This is a genomic window from Pectobacterium punjabense (assembly GCF_012427845.1).
Classification (GTDB): Bacteria; Pseudomonadota; Gammaproteobacteria; order Enterobacterales; family Enterobacteriaceae; genus Pectobacterium; species Pectobacterium punjabense.
The window spans coordinates 1,082,868-1,103,396 of the sequence record NZ_CP038498.1 but is presented as its reverse complement, the minus strand read 5'-3'; the positions used below and the strand labels follow the sequence as shown (position 1 = coordinate 1,103,396).

24 protein-coding genes are annotated in these 20,529 nt (G+C 45.5%); 9 read left to right on the top strand and 15 right to left on the bottom strand.

Annotated features, from left to right (window positions below; genetic code table 11):
- Positions 1–2: 2 nt before the first annotated feature.
- Entirely contained in the window at positions 3–1,460 is a 1,458-nt protein-coding gene (locus tag E2566_RS04995; RefSeq protein WP_165800625.1) for a TraI domain-containing protein, read from the bottom strand.
- A 192-nt stretch (positions 1,461–1,652) separates the two neighbouring features.
- Here E2566_RS04995 and E2566_RS04990 point away from each other — a divergent pair, with 192 nt between their 5' ends.
- The 7 genes from E2566_RS04990 (at position 1,653) to E2566_RS04960 (ending at position 7,461) form a co-directional block, all read left to right on the top strand.
- Entirely contained in the window at positions 1,653–2,288 is a 636-nt protein-coding gene (locus E2566_RS04990; RefSeq protein WP_012822462.1) for a hypothetical protein, read from the top strand.
- Positions 2,289–2,376: 88 nt separating this feature from the next.
- Complete coding sequence (locus tag E2566_RS04985) at positions 2,377–3,372, top strand: hypothetical protein (protein WP_012822461.1); 996 nt, start codon at positions 2,377–2,379, stop codon at positions 3,370–3,372.
- A 145-nt stretch (positions 3,373–3,517) separates the two neighbouring features.
- On the top strand, positions 3,518–4,717 hold the full coding sequence (locus E2566_RS04980) for a conjugal transfer protein TraF (protein ID WP_012822460.1): 1,200 nt from the start codon (positions 3,518–3,520) through the stop codon (positions 4,715–4,717).
- Between the two features lie 96 nt (positions 4,718–4,813).
- Positions 4,814–5,464 (top strand): hypothetical protein, encoded by a 651-nt coding sequence (locus E2566_RS04975; protein WP_012822459.1) that lies wholly within the window; start codon positions 4,814–4,816, stop codon positions 5,462–5,464.
- A gap of 31 nt (positions 5,465–5,495) precedes the next feature.
- Complete coding sequence (locus E2566_RS04970) at positions 5,496–5,960, top strand: hypothetical protein (RefSeq protein ID WP_012822458.1); 465 nt, start codon at positions 5,496–5,498, stop codon at positions 5,958–5,960.
- Complete coding sequence (locus E2566_RS04965) at positions 5,960–6,751, top strand: hypothetical protein (protein WP_012822457.1); 792 nt, start codon at positions 5,960–5,962, stop codon at positions 6,749–6,751. Before E2566_RS04970 ends, E2566_RS04965 begins: the two co-directional genes overlap by 1 nt.
- A gap of 11 nt (positions 6,752–6,762) precedes the next feature.
- Positions 6,763–7,461: a DUF2786 domain-containing protein gene (locus E2566_RS04960; RefSeq protein WP_012822456.1), complete on the top strand. Its 699-nt coding sequence runs from the start codon at positions 6,763–6,765 to the stop codon at positions 7,459–7,461.
- A gap of 398 nt (positions 7,462–7,859) precedes the next feature.
- Here E2566_RS04960 and E2566_RS04955 read toward each other — a convergent pair whose 3' ends face one another.
- The 13 genes from E2566_RS04955 to E2566_RS04895 all read right to left on the bottom strand — a co-directional run bounded on the left by E2566_RS04955 (position 7,860) and on the right by E2566_RS04895 (position 17,500).
- Positions 7,860–8,786, bottom strand: a complete 927-nt coding sequence (locus E2566_RS04955) for a hypothetical protein (protein WP_012822454.1) — start codon at positions 8,784–8,786, stop codon at positions 7,860–7,862.
- A gap of 78 nt (positions 8,787–8,864) precedes the next feature.
- Entirely contained in the window at positions 8,865–9,758 is an 894-nt protein-coding gene (locus E2566_RS04950; RefSeq protein WP_012822453.1) for a hypothetical protein, read from the bottom strand.
- A 73-nt stretch (positions 9,759–9,831) separates the two neighbouring features.
- Complete coding sequence (locus E2566_RS04945) at positions 9,832–11,793, bottom strand: ArdC-like ssDNA-binding domain-containing protein (protein ID WP_012822452.1); 1,962 nt, start codon at positions 11,791–11,793, stop codon at positions 9,832–9,834.
- A gap of 64 nt (positions 11,794–11,857) precedes the next feature.
- A complete protein-coding gene (locus tag E2566_RS04940) occupies positions 11,858–12,343 on the bottom strand; it encodes a hypothetical protein (RefSeq protein WP_012822451.1) in 486 nt (161 codons plus the stop codon).
- A 71-nt stretch (positions 12,344–12,414) separates the two neighbouring features.
- Positions 12,415–12,687: a hypothetical protein gene (locus E2566_RS04935; protein WP_012822450.1), complete on the bottom strand. Its 273-nt coding sequence runs from the start codon at positions 12,685–12,687 to the stop codon at positions 12,415–12,417.
- Positions 12,684–13,139, bottom strand: coding sequence for a hypothetical protein (locus E2566_RS21695; protein ID WP_012822449.1), 456 nt, complete (start codon positions 13,137–13,139; stop codon positions 12,684–12,686). Before E2566_RS21695 ends, E2566_RS04935 begins: the two co-directional genes overlap by 4 nt.
- An 11-nt stretch (positions 13,140–13,150) precedes the next feature.
- Positions 13,151–13,366: a hypothetical protein gene (locus E2566_RS21780; RefSeq protein ID WP_012822448.1), complete on the bottom strand. Its 216-nt coding sequence runs from the start codon at positions 13,364–13,366 to the stop codon at positions 13,151–13,153.
- Between the two features lie 91 nt (positions 13,367–13,457).
- The gene (gene radC / locus E2566_RS04920; RefSeq protein ID WP_012822447.1) at positions 13,458–13,934 is read right to left on the bottom strand and encodes a RadC family protein; all 477 of its coding nucleotides are present in this window, start codon (positions 13,932–13,934) and stop codon (positions 13,458–13,460) included.
- A gap of 105 nt (positions 13,935–14,039) precedes the next feature.
- Complete coding sequence (locus E2566_RS04915; protein ID WP_012822446.1) at positions 14,040–14,510, bottom strand: hypothetical protein; 471 nt, start codon at positions 14,508–14,510, stop codon at positions 14,040–14,042.
- Positions 14,511–14,608: 98 nt separating this feature from the next.
- On the bottom strand, positions 14,609–15,013 hold the full coding sequence (locus tag E2566_RS04910; protein WP_012822445.1) for a hypothetical protein: 405 nt from the start codon (positions 15,011–15,013) through the stop codon (positions 14,609–14,611).
- Between the two features lie 88 nt (positions 15,014–15,101).
- Complete coding sequence (locus tag E2566_RS04905; RefSeq protein WP_012822444.1) at positions 15,102–15,617, bottom strand: hypothetical protein; 516 nt, start codon at positions 15,615–15,617, stop codon at positions 15,102–15,104.
- Between the two features lie 81 nt (positions 15,618–15,698).
- The gene (locus E2566_RS04900; RefSeq protein WP_133169846.1) at positions 15,699–16,049 is read right to left on the bottom strand and encodes a hypothetical protein; all 351 of its coding nucleotides are present in this window, start codon (positions 16,047–16,049) and stop codon (positions 15,699–15,701) included.
- A 563-nt stretch (positions 16,050–16,612) separates the two neighbouring features.
- Positions 16,613–17,500: an integrase domain-containing protein gene (locus E2566_RS04895; RefSeq protein ID WP_012822441.1), complete on the bottom strand. Its 888-nt coding sequence runs from the start codon at positions 17,498–17,500 to the stop codon at positions 16,613–16,615.
- Between the two features lie 922 nt (positions 17,501–18,422).
- On the opposite strand from E2566_RS04895, the gene E2566_RS04890 reads away from it, so the two are divergent.
- On the top strand, positions 18,423–19,271 hold the full coding sequence (locus E2566_RS04890) for a hypothetical protein (RefSeq protein WP_107168143.1): 849 nt from the start codon (positions 18,423–18,425) through the stop codon (positions 19,269–19,271).
- 146 nt (positions 19,272–19,417) lie between these two features.
- On the opposite strand, the gene E2566_RS04885 is transcribed toward E2566_RS04890, so the two are convergent.
- Positions 19,418–20,140, bottom strand: coding sequence for a zinc-finger-containing protein (locus tag E2566_RS04885; protein WP_012822439.1), 723 nt, complete (start codon positions 20,138–20,140; stop codon positions 19,418–19,420).
- Between the two features lie 104 nt (positions 20,141–20,244).
- On the opposite strand from E2566_RS04885, the gene E2566_RS04880 reads away from it, so the two are divergent.
- Positions 20,245–20,514 (top strand): hypothetical protein, encoded by a 270-nt coding sequence (locus E2566_RS04880; protein ID WP_012822438.1) that lies wholly within the window; start codon positions 20,245–20,247, stop codon positions 20,512–20,514.
- The last annotated feature ends 15 nt before the right edge of the window (positions 20,515–20,529 follow it).

The following is a 20,529-nucleotide window of genomic DNA, read 5'->3' as shown; positions in this document are numbered from 1 at the left end:
AATCACTTATTAGGCGATAACCAGCCACTATCTGGCGGACATGCCCCCTTATCAAATATCAATTCAGATGCAATCATATACCCCGACATTTTTGTATAACGCCCCTCTTTATTTTCATTTTCATATTTTCGATAAATATAAATTCCCTTTCCGCTCCGTGAATAGTGTCGATTAAGATTTTCAAAATTCTTTTGAAGCGTATCCTTATCAATAGAAGAATCATTACAGATAGAAAAAAAACGATAAAAACAGTCTGGCGTTTGCAGGAAAACATACTGGCTCATAATATGAACCAAGCTATCCGAATTATTTATCGTCAACGAACCATCCCTGACAGCATTAATCAACCACGCCCAAAATAGTTCCTCCTGAGGGACTGGTTTTTTTTCTACTTCATTCATTTCATTCGATGAAGTGCTACTGACCCCGGGAGCCGGAGTAACCGGTACCGTTGCAGTTAATTGCTGGTCAAGAACATTCAGTAAATCAGCAGTAACAGGGAGATGAGTTTGTGATTCATCAATCCCTGATGAGCTGTCGGATAAATCATCCTGATCAATTGCAGATACCAACGCAGAGACAACAGGCTGCGCTTCCTTTAATTGATTATCATTGTAATTATTATCACCGGAATCAATGAGTGGTGAGATTGCCGTGGCTGTCCCTTGCTCAACGGATACTACAGGAGGATCCTGTTCTATAGTGGCAGCAGGAATCGCCAGCTCGACCGGTGCAGGGAGCGCAATATCATTCGTTTTGATACCGCACTTTTCTCTGGCGTTAAGTACAATCGCATTCAGTATGCCAGCTTCAGATTTTTTACCGGAAAGATAAACAAGCAGTAAATCCAGAATATGAGGCCAGCGAGCGATCCATGTGATGCCTGGAGAGGGTATCAGCCGTAACGCCACTGCCGCAGTTCTGGCATGAACATCACCAGAGCTCACTTCAAATCTGACACGCCATGGCGCATCAGGAACAGACAAACCGGGGATCCACACACCGTTTTGCACAACAACCTTCAACCCTGATAAACGTTCTATGTTGTGTAACAATGCAGCCCAAAAAATCGCTGATGTCCAAGCAGAGCTCTGAGCGGCCTGCTCTTCTGGCTGTGCGCCTGGAGGCAGCATATATCCTCTGGAAAGCCTGACAGCGCATACAGCCACATCCAGAGCCATATCCAGGAAACCACCTGGACGACAGTATTCGTCTTCATTATCGAGGGGGAGTTGCTGAACAGTAACGGCCAGAGCTCTCACTGTTTGCAGCCAGTAAATATCCCACACGTCCTGAGAGAACGGGCTGTTATCCCACAATTGCTGGAGCGCGCGCTTTCTTTTCTTCGTAGACAGCAGCGTATCCGCATTTTGTGGAGTAAACCATCCGTCTACCTGTTGAAGGGGTATCGGCCTGGTCTCCGTAGTAGCACCCGCTTTATTTCTGAGCCACTTTAACATGCAGGTCCTTGTGTTTAATCGGGGGGAAAGGGGCATTACGCTATGTTTTATCCCCCACTACACAAGCGAAAAGTGTATAGCGAGCCACATCCATTAAGGCCTTGAAGTTTTCTTTTTCCTTCTCGTGAAGAATTTCGTAATGCAACCGTACACGAGGCATGTCTGAATACGGGACTTTCATAAGGGGGGCTCATGAAAAGCAAATTTATCATTTCAGGAGTACTCGGATTCTGGGGTATAGCATGCGTATTGGTGGCCATTGTCATGACGAGCCAGACCGGGACACAACATTCACTGGTCACTGGCGTTTTATCGCTCTCTTTGTTCTTTTCCCCTTTACTTCTTCGCCCTGTCTCCGCCGTCATCGGTCGTTTTAAAACACAGGCATTTCAATGCAATCAAAGGCGAAACCACTATCACATCCATTTAAATCCCTGGTCAAAAACGGGCGGATTAACAATGGATCGCCTCTGTTTCTACTGGTCGGGATTGATGACACTCACATCAACGATGCTGGAAAAAGAGAACGCAACCGTAGTGATGTCTTCCCATTTACTGAATTCATGGAGGATTTCCCGACTGCGTCAACGTTTCCCTGGACCGGATTATCACTTCCATATCGTTCGGAGAACTGTCGGGACGACTGAAGCCATCGGGCTGCAAATAGAGGTTTTTCTGAAAGAATGGCGCTGGTTTTATCCGGCAACCACAGGAGCCATTGTTGTTATCAGAAGGAAAAGAATTTTCAGCAGACAGAAAACAATTAACGCTTCACGCAGGGTTCTGTCGTATTCAAAATCAATACATAAACGTAGTCGATCTGAATGATCGAAATTACTCGTTATACATACGTCAGGTGAAGGACTAGTCTGGATTCAGAGGCCAGAACACAGCCTGAATAGACAGGAAAGGTAAAATGAAAATCGCAAATAGTACATTCACGTCAATTATGGCAGGTATGTTAATCAACGTGGATGCGGACATGTTACGTGAAGAAGCTGAGAGCAGTAAAGGACTCCCTCTTCAGCCCACATCCATCCGTTACCGGCCTAAAGTTAAAGCGGTACTGGACGTGCTTTCTGAGCGTATGGGGATTACCGCATCTGAGGTGACCAATATTATGCTCGACGGGTTGTTTCGCTCCACTTTTTTTCCTCTGGAAAACCGTGCTGCAAGCGTCTATGAACGATTTCAATTACTGATGGATGCTCATGGGCTAGGGGTAACCGATATTGCTGCCTTGTTAGCCCCCTGGAATGTGAAGCTTAGCATTCTGGAAAACCGTGAAAGAACAATGGACTATCTAACCAGCGATTTGCTAGCCACTGTAGCTCAATGGTTTCGGGTATCGCCAGAATGGTTAACGGGTGAATCACGGTTCATCGCCCCAAGCGCCAGTTATAGTTGGTATGAGCAAGTGGAGCCGGAAGAGATATGTCGCCATTTCGTCACAGGTTGTACACCAGCCGTTCCACTGATGAACGGGTTATGCCTGGAAGCGGAAAACAGTGAGGAATACAGGGATAAACATCGCGCTAATGAGGTTATATTCTGGAATTCAGAAGAGGGTGTGCATTCACGTAAGTACGGAATTATAATAAAAGAACGGCGAAACATTAATGGCGTTAAATTTGACTCTGTGTTTGCTTCATACTCCTGTTACTTAAATGACGTAAGTAAGAAACATATCGCCAAATTGATTAATTACTGTGAGTGCGCCAGTGAACATAAAACACTGACATGGAAAGCAGTTTCACTCCCTAAGCAACATGCGTTCTTTCTATTTATGGGGGAATTACTTCCTATTATGCTGCTAAAGACTATAGAAGAAAGTCCTCCCTGGGATGTATCAGAGTTTCTCTCTGAAGAAAACAAGGCAAACAGTTCGCCACCGTCAAATAAAATTAAATAACATTAATTAATCATCTTTGTATTTTATGGTGCACCAGCACCAGGGGATTTATTTGTCAAAAAATCATAAATGAATGTTGTGCCAGTACCAGGGAATACCAAGAAAACATAATCATAAATATTTAACCTCCATATAGGAATAAAGAATGAAACACTCATTAATTACACGCAGTTTTATTATTGCGGGCATCGTGGTTGCTACTTCAGCTAATGCAGCTGGCACATGGACTGAAGCTCGCGGTGATGCTATGGGCGGAACAGGTGTTGCTTCCTCGCACTACAGTGCAGCAGCGCTGATAAACCCCGCACTGCTGACGAAATTCGATAAGTCAGATGACTTTAGTTTGATTTTGCCTGCAGTTGGCGCTCAGCTTTCAGACCCGGATAATCTGCAGGATGGGGTCGACCGTATCGACAATGATTGGAAATCATTTGAGCGTATCGTTAGTGTCGGCGGAGATGCCAGTTTAGCTGCGTCAAAGCTACGTGGATCATTACAAGATTTTTCTGGAAGCCATGCTAAGGCGCATGCCGGTGCGTCAACGGTTGCTGCAGTTCCCAATAGCGTTCTGCCCTTTGCAGTCGTTGCCAAGGCGTGGGGAACGGCAACAGTCAAAACCAACGTGACAGATAGCGATCTCCAGTGGCTTGATGGGGTGTCAAACGGTACTGCAAACGGCTCAGATCTGAGTTCGTTAACGTCATCCGCCAATGGCCGTGCCGCTGTCGTTGCAGACGTGGGCGTTGCGATGGCGCACGAATTCAACGTTGGCGGATTCGAGTTCTCTGCCGGTATTACACCGAAGGTACAACGCGTCTATACATTCAATTACAACGTTGCGATCAATAACTATGACAGCTCGGATTTTCGTAGTGGCAACTATCGTAACGATAAAACGGGCGCCAACGTAGATGTCGGTTTTTCAACCAATCTGAGTGATAACTGGATTGTTGGTCTTGTCGGCCAGAACCTGGTTGCACGCAGCATCGAGACGAAAGAAGTCAACGGCGTCAAAGACACGTTCAAAATCAAGCCTCAGGCAACGCTGGGAACGGCATACAGCAACGACTTCTTTACTACTGCGCTTGATGTCGATCTGACTCCAGCAAGCCGTTTTAACTCCGATAAAGATAGCCAGTTTGTCAGCGTGGGCGGTGAGCTTAATGCCTGGAAATGGGCACAGCTGCGGGCAGGATATCGTACTGATATTCATGACAGTGATAACTCCTATTTTACTGCCGGCATTGGTTTGTCCCCGTTTGATGTCGTACATCTGGATATCACTGGCATGGCAGGAACGGACAGAACGTATGGTGCCGTTGCTCAATTGACGTTCACATTCTGATTGCTGAATAAGGGGCTATCTATGAATAGCCCCTTATTTAAATTATCTAATCATTACCTTAATACTTATTAATAGGTGTAGCTTTAAGGGAGATATATGAATTTCTTTATTAAACCATTACTGATTTTATCTGCAATAAGTTTCAACTCATTGGCTATCGCTTCCACACTGAATGTTGATAACAAACATCAGGTGATAACACTGAAAGTGGTTGGTTGTGAGTTGAATAAAAACAAATCTTACAATCAACACCCTGGGAAGATTTCTTATCACAAGGTTATTGACAAAAAACACGCTGCAAAAATATGTGATGGTACTTTCTCTTCACTTACGTCTATTGAACTTTCAGTAAATAACAATGCCAGAGAACCTTCAGTTGTCGGTGTATGGCAAGCTCGTGATTATGTCGGAGCAGTTTCTTTACGCTGGGTTAATGGTGAATGGGTTGAATTCGATAAAAAGCATGATGAATATCAAGTGGGATTTTCATTGGGGCTTTATGTCGATGAAGAGAATGATGGCATATCCATTGGTTATGAACTAGCCGAAATCTATGGCACCAATGAGAGGGATGCGAACTCGCACGAAAAAAATAAATTATCGAGTGTGGAGTTTCCTGTTATTTACTCAATCGTGAATAAAAACAGAGCTGAATTTAATAGAGGTAAATGTTTGTTAGTCTGGGGCGGAGTTAATCCGGTATCAGAATCTAGACGTTTTGTCTCAATATGTGAATCATCAAATTGAGTGCAAAAGCTGAAGTTGAGAGGCCAATGAAATGAGCGTATTTAATTACGTCAATCATCACTACGGCGTTAATGCCTGCGTTGGGCGTCGCGTAATCGCATATGGCGAACCTGGCACTATTGTGCGCGATTTTGGTAACTATATCGGCATTGTTCTGGACTCTGCTCCTCATGCTGCCCCTGAACGCTATCACCCGACGGATGGCATCGAGTATGGCGACGTTATTGATTACACCCCGCCGAAAATTAACACCAGGCAAGCCAAATCAAAGAGAAATTGGCAGGAGTATCTTGATGCCGATTATGGGCATCGAGATTTTGCCGACTGGTTGGGTATCAACACTCCACGTGTTGACTACGATAGCAGTCGCGGGGAATGGCGTATGTATCGGTTCGGGAATTATCAGGATTCAAGCATCTACGGCGAGTGGTGCAAAACAAAGAAAGCAGCAAAGGCCAGTTATAAAGATGCGTTGAAAAAATACAGGACTGCATAATGGATTTAAAACATCGTTTGGATTTGGCTACAAATACTTTTAATCAACGACTCGCTGACTTTGAATTGCTAAAAAAAGACTTAAACAAATCGCTTGATTCTATGGGGCATCTTATGTTTACCGCGCATGCTGAGTTACAAAAGATTCGTTTAGAGTACGAAATTGCATGTATTGAGTCGTGGGGCGGAATAGTTGATAAACGTGATGCTTCATTAGAAGCTATATCAGTATGGTGGCATAAAAATCCTGACGCGATGCCAGATTTGAACATGATTATTAATAATCCACCGTATAAGTATTTCTCCCGGTCGGCATTGCTCGCTTTCATGGCAGATTGTGGGTTAATTTTTCATCCGAAATGGGACGATAAAAGGTGTCATCTGGGCAACGTCCACTTAAGGGCTACTCCATCGCGTTATCAAATGCCATTCGTATTGCGTGGAATATCTGCATTTTCACAAGTAATGGAAAGAGATGAGAATGGCAGAGTTAGATTCTCTATTGATTATGCTTGTGTGAGGATTTACTTTGAGAATGAACTCGGTTTTGGTGTAAGACGTATAGCAGACTATGAGGGTATATTAGTAAATCCTGAAGACAAACAATGTTACCTGACACTGCGTATCAGCATGATTGACGAATCATATGACGACGAATTAATTATACTGAACTTCCCCGATATCCGTTCTGCTTATTTGCATCTAATAGCCAGTCGATATCGGACTAAACGTTATTATCGTCAGCTAATTAAACAAAATAGTAGCTCGTCTATTCTTTCACTAATTTTATAACGAGGTAGAAAATGAAAAATGAAGAAGAAAAAGAAAAATACCTGGAGAAAATCCAAAAACTCCTTCATTTAGCAAAACGCAGTACTAATGAGCATGAAGCGGCTAATGCTATTAGCCAGGCTCAGAATTTAATGCATAAGTTTGGCCTAAGTGAATTAGATATCGATCTGAAGTCGATTAAAGAATTTCAGAGCGAGCATTGCCCGTCTGATGCGAACAAACTCCCAGAATACGTGGTCAGTTTAGCCAACATGCTGTGTTATGCATTCGGTGTGAATTGTTATTACACCTGGACGCGGAACCATCGACGTTCTGTTTCATTCTACGGTCCGACAGAACGACCGCAGATTGCGGCATACGGGTTCGATGTATTGAGTATTCAGTTGATTAAAGCCAGAAGCGAGTTTATTGCTTCACAAAATAAGCGTATCAAACGTACTACTAAAACCAATCGTGCAGATCAATTTTGTGCAGGCTGGGTGAGTGGTGCTCGGAATGCCATTAGCCGGTTTACTGTTGAACCTGAAGAGCAACAACTAATGTCACTGTATTACAAACAGATCTCCGAGGGTTTTAGCGAACTTAAAAGCCGGGAAGCGAAAAGCTGTCGCGGCGATGATGATGCATATCATGCTGGCTATCACTCGGGTAAAGATGCTCGGCTGCATCAGGCGGTCGCAGGGAAGTCGGTAATAGGCATTGAACGTTGATTAGAGTGGTAAGCGAGTAAATGAAAGTACAAATGTCATATCGAGAAAAAATTATTTCGGCTTCAGTTCTATGTTTTCTTATTTTTATTCTCGTCATTGGCGTTGGTTTAATAAATCAACAGAAGACTGACGACAAAGTTAAATGTGACGCTCAATATGGGATGGAGAACGCATATCTTAAACTTGAGCTCGATGAACTGCGTCTTGAGCTTTTAAATCTTAAAGCGAGCGGTCTTCAACTTAATGGCGAAAACCGTTTTCCGACTACGACGTATCGCGTCGGGTCAAACCTCTGGAGGCAGCACGATGAATAAGCCCAACGTTTCCAGAGCAGGTGCTCGCATATTGCGTGTTGAAATGCCATAAATTAAGGGCACCGAAGTGCCCTTTCCAAGTTTTTAAGCCGCCAACGGGTGAACCACAGCCACTGGTTGACTGGAGGTATTTAACCGCGATACCACATGTTCTGACTCTTCCCTAATCCACTCAATTGCATCGACCATAACATCATAATAATCCGATGCATTCGGGCGTGTAGGATCATTGACCTCCGTATCCCCCGTAAAACTCTTCATTACAGCACCATTGCGATAATGAACATCTGCGCGGAAAGTCACTGGTACATAAATTCCCGCGGCTATAGCATCGACATGCTGGGTCAGAAAATCATCCTCAAACTCCATGATATCGATGTCATCAATAGACTGCTGAGACATGTACAAACGTATTTCACCAGCGCTGCCACGCCAACGCCGTATCTGTTTTTCCTCGAAATTACAGTTGCTGACAAACTGCGTCAGCGTTTCTGCACACTGATGAGAAACATCACGCAACGATCGCTCCAGGTGATCCATGAAGCGGAACCAATAGCGTTCACTCTGCCGAAATTGCGCCAGAGTCACGTACTCATCCGGCAAACTGTCGCTTTGTCCAGAGGCTTCACGAAACGTCGCTTCATCCAGTTCGTAGAGAGGCATGATGTCAGCGCGCAGCAACTGGTCGGTTCGACCACTGATTTGCGGGTGAACCCGGGGAAGATACAAATATCCATGATCTACCCCGTTACCATTAGCCTGCCAGTTCGTAGCGTTTATCCACAACGTCAGAACTTTCCTGCTGCGCTCACGCTTAGCATCGTCTGTATCAAGGCGTTCCAGCATGGTTTCCATCACGGCCGTCAGTTGCTCGTTTTCAAACAACGTTTGCGTATTAACGTAAGTATGGCCAGCGTTCTCATCCAACTGCCAGCATATTTCGTCATAATCCGGCGCATAGCCTAATGTCCGCTGATATGCCTGTTGAATATATTCATGAATAATGCACATCGTGTACTCCTGTCAAAGTAGTGATGGCAGGAGGCCCGACAGGGCGTTCCCCCTGCTGGGTAAAGTTTAAGTAATCAGTCAGGCAACCAGACGTAATGCTGGCGCCGATGAGTGGTCATCACGTTGCAGACGTCGACGTTCGTCGCGCAGCCAGGCTATCGCCTGCTGCACAACGTCACCGTAGTCTGCTGCGGTCAGCCGGCCCACATTCCCGACCTCTTTCTGAACGGAAAAACGACCGATGATGGCACCATTGTGATAATGAATCCGGCTCTCCAGCGCAACAGGGTGTATCTCACAGCGGCAAACCCGTTTAACATACTCAACGGGGTCTGTCGTGCTCATGCACTCAGGGTCTATCGCCCTCAGGTTCACCGTAATAAACCCGAAATCCGTATCAAACCGTCGAACAACACGTTCATCAACGTCACAACGTCGCTTCAATGTCGCCAACTGTGCCACACAATGTTCTCCCGTCTGCGCTAACGCACGACTTAACCAAGACTCAAACCGAGACCAGTGCTGCATCGTTTGCGCCAGCTGCGAACGGAGGATGACATCATCAGTATGTCGATCGCCTTGAGCCGTCAGTCGGATAAAATCGTCGTCAGACAAATCCAGCAAGGCAGACGGCTCGCCAGGTAACAGGCAATCAACCCGACCACTGCTCTCCGGAGACGTCCTCGGTAATAGCCGTGTATTACCACTGGCTGTGGCCAGCGCATCCAGCCCCAAAATCCATAGGGTCAGAATGCGCTCACTCAGTTGACAACGAGCCCGCAGTTGACGATTACCGGGGATCTGATCGAGCATAAACTGCATAACGGGTAACAATCGCTGGCTACGAAACACGATATCCGTATTCATGTAGTCTTGCAGATCGTTACTGATATCAGTCTGCCACTCATCCGGATGGAGAAAGAGGTTCATCTCCTTCAGGTATACCTGTTGAATAAACTGCTCTGTTAGCATGCTGCTCCTTACAAATAAAGTAAGGGCGCCTCCCCTTCCGGGAGAAACGCCCGGTTAGGGTTAAATTGTTATGTCAGGCGACTTTCTGTTGAGCTTTTCGCTCTTGTTCACGAGTCCACTTACGTTCCCAGCCGAACATCATCCAGAAAGGTGTACGCCAGGTTTGACGGAACTCCATGCTTAAGCTGTTCCCGACAATCACCATCGCAGGTATGCCACATAAAGCCAGTTGCACATACGCCATCATCGCCGCGACAGGATCGATATCGACGCAGACAGCAACCATCTGTTTCTGTGGATTGAAACCCGCTTCAAGCATGGCTTGTGCCATCGCGACAACCAGACCACCGGCACCGCATGCGGGATCTGAGATAGTAATGAAATCCCTTTCCCCACTTGTCAGCGCAGGTAGACCGTCAGACAACTGCATTTTCGCCATCATGTAAGCGATGGAATACGGCGTGAAATACTGTCCCCGGCGCTGATCGCCAAGCTCGAGCTCCATGAATACAGAACCAAGAAAATCCGCAGCGCTGAATTCCATACCGTCGACCAGTGTGTTGAAAAGCACAGGAAAACGACGCTGATCAGCTGTCTTGTAACGTTTTATTCGCCGCATGTAGTCATCTTCGATTTCCTGCACAAAATGGCACCGGTTATGTAACGCCGCTGCCGACATGTGAATAAAATCGCTGAATACTGTCCAACGGTTCTCATACGGTGCAATTTCCTGAAACTGCCGAATAAACGTTGCTCGATGTGGATTGGAACGTCCCTGGTTTCTTACCCAAGGGAGCGCGGCGAGATTTCCCGGATCATCCGGGTCATCCCCTTCTTCCTCATCGTTAGCTGCAATCTCATCGACCGATTCGGCAGACGGTGGCGGTAGCAACAAAGTGCCAAGCTCCGGCGCCTCCAGGGCGACGTCGCTATCATCGATGTCGCTGGCGACACGATGAACAGCCAGACTTCCTGGATTCAGTGAGAAACGCGCCAATGCATCAGCAACGCTATTCAACTCTGGTGTGAACAATGCCGTCGGCATATCACACCGCGGCCAGTCGTAGATTCGGGCCAGCGCATTTACCGCATTACCCGGTGAAATGTTGTAACGCAAGTGCTGATGCACCACGCTGTCACACACTAACGTCGTATCATCCAACTGCTGGCCATAGTGAGTAGTTAACAGATGTTCTGCCTGTCTCTGCCAATGCTGAACATCATCGAACGGCAATGTGGCCAACCGCTGTTTTTCCAGCCAATCAACCGCCTTGCCTGCTTCAGAAGCAGATTTAAACAGTATCCACGGGTCTGAACCCAACTCACCATTCCACATCGACGGACCAGCAAGATGTATCCCTGCCAGTGCGGCAAGAAATGCACGTCCCACATCAGCAACAAGACTCTCTTGCAGGTATTCATCCAGTTCCGGAACATCACTCCCCGTGAAACAACGGCGCCCCAGTCGAGTGGGATGTCCAGTAGCACTGACGAGCAACGCTATAAGACTATCTAGATTACCCTGCTCACTATCAGGTAATTCAATGCGATCACTTTCGGGCAGGTAAACCGCCGGACGTTGTGCATTGAACAGAACAGGAACCCCAGACGCAAACTGCCACTGCCCTACCCGCTCCATTCCAGGTACGGGAGACGGTGGCCACGGCCAGCCGGGTTGCAGCATGTCGGATAATCCCTCGCACTGTTCAACGTTGATAACCCGAAACAGTGAAAGTGACGGTTTGTAGCGGACAACGGTGGTCGGTCGCTGCCCCGGAGTGATTCTTCCGCCCAGAGAGCGTAAATCATCACCCGTCAGCCAACGATTTGATACCAGGCCGTTTTGCAACGCCGATTGCCAGAGCAACAAAGCGTTAATGCCGGTGAACCGTTGTCCGCTTAATGCGTGTTCCGGTATCCCCTGGCGAATAACACTCTGTCTCCACGGCGTTTTACCCGAGTTGACACTCTGCATCAGACGTTCTGTTAACAGCCGGCAAATATCACCGGCATCCTGTAATGTGAAAGTTTTCATTCTGGTCTCCATCAAAAATCGGGACCATCCCCTGAGGGATGGTTCCCTCAGGAAAAATCAAAAATCAGAGTACAGTGGTGAACAGTTGTAGAATCGCATGACCCGCAATAACGGTTTGCTGGCACAACTGCACAAACTGCTCATGATGCAGATAGGCCCAGACAACAGCAGATGTGATTATCCCTGTCGCCGACATGGCCATCAGAAACTGGTTACGCCGCCGGCGGAACTGGGCTTCTTTCTCAGCGACCTGCGTATGTAAAAACAGCCCCAGCGTCTGAAGCTCGGCAAAACGGCTGAACTCTTCGCGCCTTAACGCATCACAGGCCGCGTCATAACGCTCCAGTTCTTCAGGGTGGCGCTGCTCAAGAAAACGCCGGTAACCGCCGTCTCTCAACGTGTGATAGTGCCGATCGAACTCAGCCTGTAACCAGTCATAGAAACGGTTACGGGTACGTTCGATGGTGCCAGGCTCGCGAGTCAGCGACTTCATTGCGCCTTGCGTGGCCAGGGCCGATTCCTGGTGTTCATTAGTGGTCAGTAAACTCATGGTATGGACTCCGAAAAAAAAGACGGGTCCACCCCTGCGGGTGTCCCCGTCAGGGTTAGTAAGATGCTGTGTTAGTCGGTCAGGCTGATATGAATAACATCATTCTCATAACGCAGATAAAACTGCTGCCACAGCGATGTCGATTCATTGCCTTCACCGGATAAACAAAAGTAGCCGGTTGTTATTTCTGAGCGAGTGCTCGCAGCCAGTGCTTTTAATGCATGACGAATCAGACGATATAGCCGTTCAGTCTCGCACGCCGGCTCGGGCGCAAACGCAACGAGTCTTTCCCACGCGCTGTCATCAATGGCAACGGCCGGAGATGATTGCGGCCGCCCAATCATGCTGCTTCATCATTCTGAGCAGCTGACGAAATCGTCACGACAGCGGGCATCCTTTCAGGTTTAGGTCGTTGACGCACATTACGTAATAACTTCTGGTGCATTGCCAAGGCGGTATCAACCGCCTCGTCCTCACTATCCATATAACGTTCGCCATAAAACGCCTGCGGAGTCTCTTCACCGAAATATTGCAACTCCACACCAGGTTTATAATTGTGGCGGAGCTTCAGTACGACTGCACGCCCACTACATTGATGGTCATCGGCGAGCAACCATTTTCCGGTATAAATTATTCGATGATCAGTTCGATGAGTTGACGATTCCATGGGCTCAGAACGCTGACGCCAGGTCTGATAAAGCCAGACAAGAGCACGTGCAGACAATATGCTCGTCCAGCGTACGATGAACCACAGCCCTGTAAACAGAACAATCAGTATGTGTAAAGGCATTGGCATAATCCCTCCTTTCAATGAGTTAACCCGCGAAGTACCAGGACGAAAGCCAAAAGAACCAGAGAACCGGCGACTTTTAGCAACGTGAGATAACCGAGCAGTTTCAGTAGTGCATTTCTGTCTCGCCGAAAACATTCCCGACGTATGAGCTGACACAATGCGTCTTCCTGCTCTGGTGTAAACGAAGTACCCTGAGCGGGAGCTTCTTGAGTGATATCAATGTGAGACATGAACTCTCCTTTTTGGTGATAAAAAAGGGAGAACCATCCCGTGCGGGAGAAGGCTCTCCCCGTGGGGTAACGTCTGATTAGACGAAAGTATTTATAACCAGCCGCGTTCGGCAAACGACACTATTTCGCCGTGGCCAACTACGACATGATCCAGTACACGAATTTCAATCAGAGACAGTGCATTAACCAGTTTTTCAGTGATTTTCCGATCGGCATTGCTGGGTTCAGCATTCCCCGACGGGTGGTTATGGGCAAAGATGACCGCAGCCGCATTCAATCGAATCGCTTGCCGGGCAACCTCACCTGGATGAACCTCCACACTGTTAATAGTTCCGGCGAAAAGGAATTCACAGGAAATTAATCGATTTTGGTTATTCAGGAACAGAGCGACAAAGACCTCTCGTTCAATATGCTCCAGTTTGAGACGCAAGTACGCTTTAACGACTTCAGGAGACGTCATGGCTTCCAGTTTTCTAACTCGTCGCTCAAGCAGTGCTAATGCCATATTGATGACACGTGATTCACGACCGGTATAAAGAGTGGTGTTGGGGGATGTTAATTCGCGCATAAAAGACCTTTTACGGGCGAATGCTTTCCCCCTGGTGGCGGAAAGCATTGCCACTGGGGGAAAGGTAAAATTATCGAGGGTCGATAATTGATGTAAAACAGGCTGTCAGTGCATCAAACAACCTTCAAGTGAAGGCTCACATGCAGCATTGGGAACGATCCGTACACACTGGTCACTCAAAATGAGTCTTATAACTTTTGACTCACTAAGCCACTTAATGCGCGCAACCTCATCGGAAAAAGCCGAACGAGCATGCTTAACGTCGGTGACACCAAATTGAAAATAGGTGTCCCAGAATCCCCAACCAGCTTTCTTTCCCTGCAAAATCACATCATCAAAATAATGTCTGTAATTTTCGGGAATAAAGCCCAACTCAAAGGCCTGGCCCAGACACTCTGCGATTTCGAAAATCAGATAATCATGGCCTATAGTGCCACTATGATCAGGAACACAGTTGATATCAGACTGCTTGAATGTACCCATCTCCATCAATTTGCCTTCTATTGCTGAAATCACACAAAGCAGATCAACGACAGAATGACGATTACGATAAAGATGATTAAGTAAAGTATTCATAGATAAATCCTCTCTTCAATTTGAAAAGGGATTTATCCCCCATAGGGGAAAAATCCCCGTATGGGTTAAGTAACAAAAAAATGCATCAAACTCCGTATTCAATGGATCCGACCAAGCCACTTAATGTAGCCATCGAAATCACCGTCGCCATCCAAGCAAGAAGAGAATTCCCAGCAAGTATGCTTACCCTCCTGGACGCCATTCTGAAAGGCTTTGTCCCAAAACCCCTGGCCGACTTTGTTTCCCAGTGAAATCACATCATTCAAATAATGACTGTAATTATCAGGGATAAAATTCAGCCCAACGGTTTCGCCAAGGCATTCTGCGATTCCGAAAATCTGATGGTCATTGTCTGTAAAACCATCCTCGTCAGGAGAACAGTTGATCCGAAGTGCCTCGAATGCACCAATCTCCATCAATTTTCCTTCTATGTCAGAAATCACACACAGCAGGTCAACGACAGAATGACGATTACGAGCAAGACGATTAAGTAAAGTGTTCATAATGGATAAATTCCTTTTCAATTCAAAAGAGATTTATCCCCCGCAGGAGATAAATCCCGCATGGGTTAAGTCACGATATGGCTGTCGGTCAGTAGAACGTCCGGCCTTCATACCAGTTGCGTTCGACATCTACACTGAGCGCGTAAAGGTAGTAATCAATGAGCCAAATGCTCGCATTAGGGCTCTCATGAACACGGGCAGCATCCTTCAGGCCTTTATTAAAATAGTGCTGCCACATGGCAGCATTAACAGAAAGGCCGAGCTCAAGAATATCTGCGAAGTATTTGTCAAAAAAAGTACGCGGTAGCAGTTCCAGGTTGATAATTTCACCGGCCTGCCGTGCAACCCACGCTATGCTTTTTTCGTAAGGAGTCATACACGCTAAATCGTCCCACTCGATCATGTCATCAATTCTGATACGCATGAACGAAGCAGCTGTCATCAGTTCAGACTCAAGACGTATCAGCGCAGTCGCTTCCATCAATACAGACTCAATATCAGAGACAATCCTAATGAGGTCTGTTGTAGAGCGTTGTAAAAATTCATCATCACGCCGCAGGATCGCCAAGCGCGAGACAAAAGGTTTCGTGTTGAAATCGTGCATCGATAAATCCTTTTTTCGGTTCAAAACGAAAAGGGATTTATCTCCACGTGGGGATAAATCCCCGTGTGGGTACGCTCTAAGTCACTGGAAGCGGTAACGCAGCGTTGCGAGCTGCTGAGCAAGATATTCACCAGCTTTTAAAGCCTGCCGCCAGTTAATAAAAGCTTCCCGTGGTGTATTTAAATGTTCAAATCGATAGTTACCTGAGCCAGTTCCAGTACGCGCACAAATGCGATAATACCAAAAACCGTCAGTATCCCGTTCAGCCTGAGCCAGAAAACTCATGTTTCGAGATCGATTGATAAACGCCTGCCCCTTAATCCAATTGGATTCAGCGGATGCCGAAGAGCGTTTAAGAAAGTGTCGCTTCAGTAAAGCAGATGCTGCTTTACCAAAAACAACTAAACGTTGGGTAGCTAAAGTTTGCATCATGTTCTCCAAATGAAAAACGGAGAACATTTCTGCCCACGCGGGAAGAAATCTTCCCCGCACGGGTGGATGGCAGAAAGCCAGTTTTGTGAAGTGAGCCTTAACCGATAATGTTCGGTCTCTGTTTTCAAAGGTTAAACAGATTTTCGTTGCCGCTCGAAAGCGCCATCTCCCAGGCTAATGATGGCATTGGCATGTGATTACCCGAAGGCGTTCCTCTCAAATCACTGGAACATTGGCAGTTGTCAGAGACAACGGTTTGCAAAATAATCGTACACAAAATCTTCAACGCCGACAAGCCCTACAACTCTCTAGCCAGGTAAAATATCAAAGCGCTATTACCGAAAACTTACATTAGCATCTTTATCTATAGAGTAAGTCTCCCCACAGTCGTCACACTTAAATGAAGCTCCTGCAGGATTACCAACGAATCCGTCTTGCCTCTCCCCACATCGTGGGCAATTAACATATATATCGATTACATACATAGACATGACTTGGTGATGTGTATTATTACTCTCATCACTTTTCATAAGGTTAATTTCCTAAATTAATATGGACTAGAATTATTCTTGGTCAGCTTTGTTATAAACGCGAGCAACATAATGCCCCCTACCATCTCCATGACCCAGATCCATAGAAGCTAATGCTTCAGCCTCCTTTTGGCTAAAGCCATTTTTAATATGAAGATTGGTAACATCGGTAGTATACGCATATCGAAGACTATGAGGTGCGTATTTACCAACAAGCCCGGCGCTCCTTACAATGTTACGGTATTTTTCAATAGCTAAATGCAATGCAGGGCTATCAATCAAGCGATCATTATTCTTACCAGATATACTTATTGCGTTGTTTACTGCAATTATTAACTTTTCTCTATCGAGAATAGTAGTATCTCTAGGTCTTCCTCCCTTCGTTCCAAAAACCACACGCACTTTTTCATCACCATTTTGTAAAGCCTTCTGCCATGTTTTAAGTGATTTAACAGATTGAATGGTCTCTTCATTACGTAAACCAAGAAGTCGTGATAGTTCCATCGCAGCAGCTGCACCTTGATCGACAATTTTAACTTTTTCCAAGACACATTCGTATACGCTATCAGGAATGGCAACTTTCGTCCCTTCTCTGCTGGCCCCAGAAATACCTAACGACCGGTTATTTAACGTTTCATGTTCAGGGTTAGCCATAATCGTTTTACCACACGCACGTAAGATACAGCGTATCGCAGACATCTCATTTTGCAGAGTCCGTATGGATATATTTTCAAGACGTCGACTCTTTATATACATCTCGACGTGTTTTGGTTTGATATTTTTAGCATCACGAATTTGAATATTTAGGCTTCTCAACCTATCTGCAACGCGATCTGCAATTTTCATACGGTCATGAACGGTCTTGAAACTTCCGCCTCCATGCCGAGCCAGAGTTACCAAGCTTTTATTTAATTTGACCATTTAGCACTCCTATTCTAATGAGGTGAGTCAGGTATTCCGTCCGTGTGAACGGAATACCTGACTCACCGGGAACACCTAACTACAAATTCCCTGAAACATTTCATCCCGATGGCACGGTTTGGTTTTGCGCTTCATGCGTCTCAGCAGACATCTGTGCATCGGGTGGGCGAAATGTTGAACTCATACGAGATACCATGGGTGTTACCCATTCGCAGCTTATGCTGGCCTGACTTTCGTCAGCCTATCTCCACACACCAGAATTACTGGTGTCGCCATCGATGTCGTGCTGATTACCTCCTATTAACTAACTGAAATGTCCTCATGATGATGTCCTTCATACACTCGGATTGGTTGTTGAATGAATGACCACGAACAGTTATTCGACGTTTATACGTCCGTAAAACCGTTACACGTGTTGGTCAGATGGTATAGAAACCGTCTATCGGGCAGTGCGTAAGCTCTGCCCGATTACGCGCCCGCGCGTCACTTGGTATTCGCGATGCTCATACACAAGTGACGCGCGCATACTTCTGCTCTCAATCCGGACGTGGAAGATGCCAAATGTTCCAATTGGCATACCCACGAGCCGTAAAGTTCGCAGCTAGTAAGCAAAGCAAGATAAGCCTTGAAGGCGTAATGACGTTAGTACGCAGACGTCAAGAAGTCTGCTAAAGAAGCGCCTGCATATCGCAAGACGTAAAGTTTGAAGTGAGCCTTAACCGTTACCGGCCCCTGTTTTCAAAGGTTAAACAGGTTTACCGCCCGAAGGCGTCATCTCTCAGGTCATGATGACATTGGCAATGTGATCACCCGAAGGCGTCCCTCTCTGATCACCAGGACATTGGCATGTTGCATTCGAGCAACGGTACAACGTGTGTATAGTAGATCCGATTAGTTAATGAGATCAACAGGAGATCTTCAGATGGACCGCGTTGTCGCCCCCAATATGTGTAGATATATCTCAGTAAGATATGAAAGAATGCTGGCTCGCTTTGCTAAAAAAATGAATATATCAACAGGAACACTAAAAAGAGCCATTAGCTCATTAGTCGCTATGCTGGCATCACACTTAATAACGCTACCAATAATATCTTATATATTGCTAATAAATTTCATGAGAGAGAATAAAATATTAAGCTACGAATTGATAAACGAATTATATCTTTCAAATAAATTATTTATATTAATATCAATAATATTTCTAGTGGCATTCTCAATGTCTTTCACCTCATTCTTAATACCATTACATCTTTATATCAAAGAGAGAAAAAAACCAAAGGAAGAAAAAAAATACAACATGGGGAAATCAAATGTAATCGCTGTCTTTATATTTAATTTATTCTTCATAACTATATTATCAATATCTTTTATCGCTGGAAAAGAGGTGGATTGGGAATACAGCATATTAATATTCGCAACAAGTCTTTATATAGTAATTCATGCTATTGTTCATCTGACTGCAAAAACTTCAAGCAAAATATTTCTGCATGGTATGCTGATCATCTTCGTTTCAGGTGTATGTGTCATGCCAAATAATTTTGCTTCACGAATATTTTCTATTGGTTTACAGGAATTTTCAGTTGGAGGGAATATTCCAGCAACAATATATCACCAATCAGCAAGATTTGGTGAGGATGTAAAAATAATACTTCATACACCAAAAACGCTGTTTTTCAGGAAAGGTGATATTGTAGGTTTAATTCCCGGCGATAAGATCAACATGATAATTTATCGTAAAAATACGGATAATAAAGAAAAGATTCGTAATTAAAGTATCAGTTATCTACATACCCACCGGGAAAATCGGCTCGACACTCGCCGACCGCTCCCGTTCGCCAGCCCCCTTGGTTGGGGCTCGCTCACTGGCTTATTTCCCCGTGGATATGTGGATAACTGACAACATAAACGTATAAGAAATTAATTATTCAAAGTAATCTTATTGGATTGCAATATTTCAATAGCTCTTTGACATAACTCAACATCAAATAACCCAATATGGCAGCAGTGTAAGGAAATATTCAATTTTCTTGCGAGCCAAACATATCCATCTTCTCGCTGGATCCCTGCATTTTTCCACATAGGATCGAATAACCAATGTACTTTTCTACGCAACTGCCTGAGTTCTTCATTAGCTAACGTACCACGAGGCCTTCCTTGTCCTTTATGACATCCAGAATATGCCTTGCATTGCGGGCATATCCAATAGAACTGCTTTGCCAGCTCTGCACGATGAGGGTAAATTTCGCAGCCTTTCACCAATGAAGCGGAACAATTGCAATAGGGGCATATCACCTCAGGGCGAGAGCCAGCAATACCCAAAGCTTGTGGATTTAATCGTGGATGCTCTGGATCTGCTTTAATAGACTGCCCTGCTTCCGCAAGAATAGCCTGTAAGGCTGACAGCTCCCGTTGCAACACCACAGCTTTTACGCCCTGGTGATAGCGATAAGTAAAGTACCTTTCAATATATTTTATTTTGACATTATTGATTTGGTGGAGGTTTATTCCACTGGCTCTCATAAATTTGATGAACTCCTGGGCAATACACCTGCGAAACCAGATTTCTTCTTCGCTTCCCTGAGATGAATTGGCCAATCCAATGAATCGTTGCCGAAAAATAGCCGCCTTGCTCTTAGCCATATCTCCTCCTTTAATTTATTGTTTTATATACCATCATGGCAATTGCGGTCAAAAAACACACATGATACAATTAATTAAGGCATTTTTTATCCGAGGATGAGGGTATGAGCAAAGACGGATTTAACACAAATGACATCGACAGCATTGTTGCTCGTTGCAGCAAACGTCGTCACATTGACGAAACAGGCCTGAAGCGGAAAACCCTGGAAACAGGAGCCCTCCCCAGTGCGACCCATGATGCTGGAGCTATTGTATTATCATGTGTTGCTAATACACTCAGTCACCATCAAAGCAATTCAAACAAAGGCGATGGTTATAGAGATGGCCATATGGGGTTCGGTCTATATTTTGGTGATATAAAACAGGATGATTAACCAAAACGAAGTTAA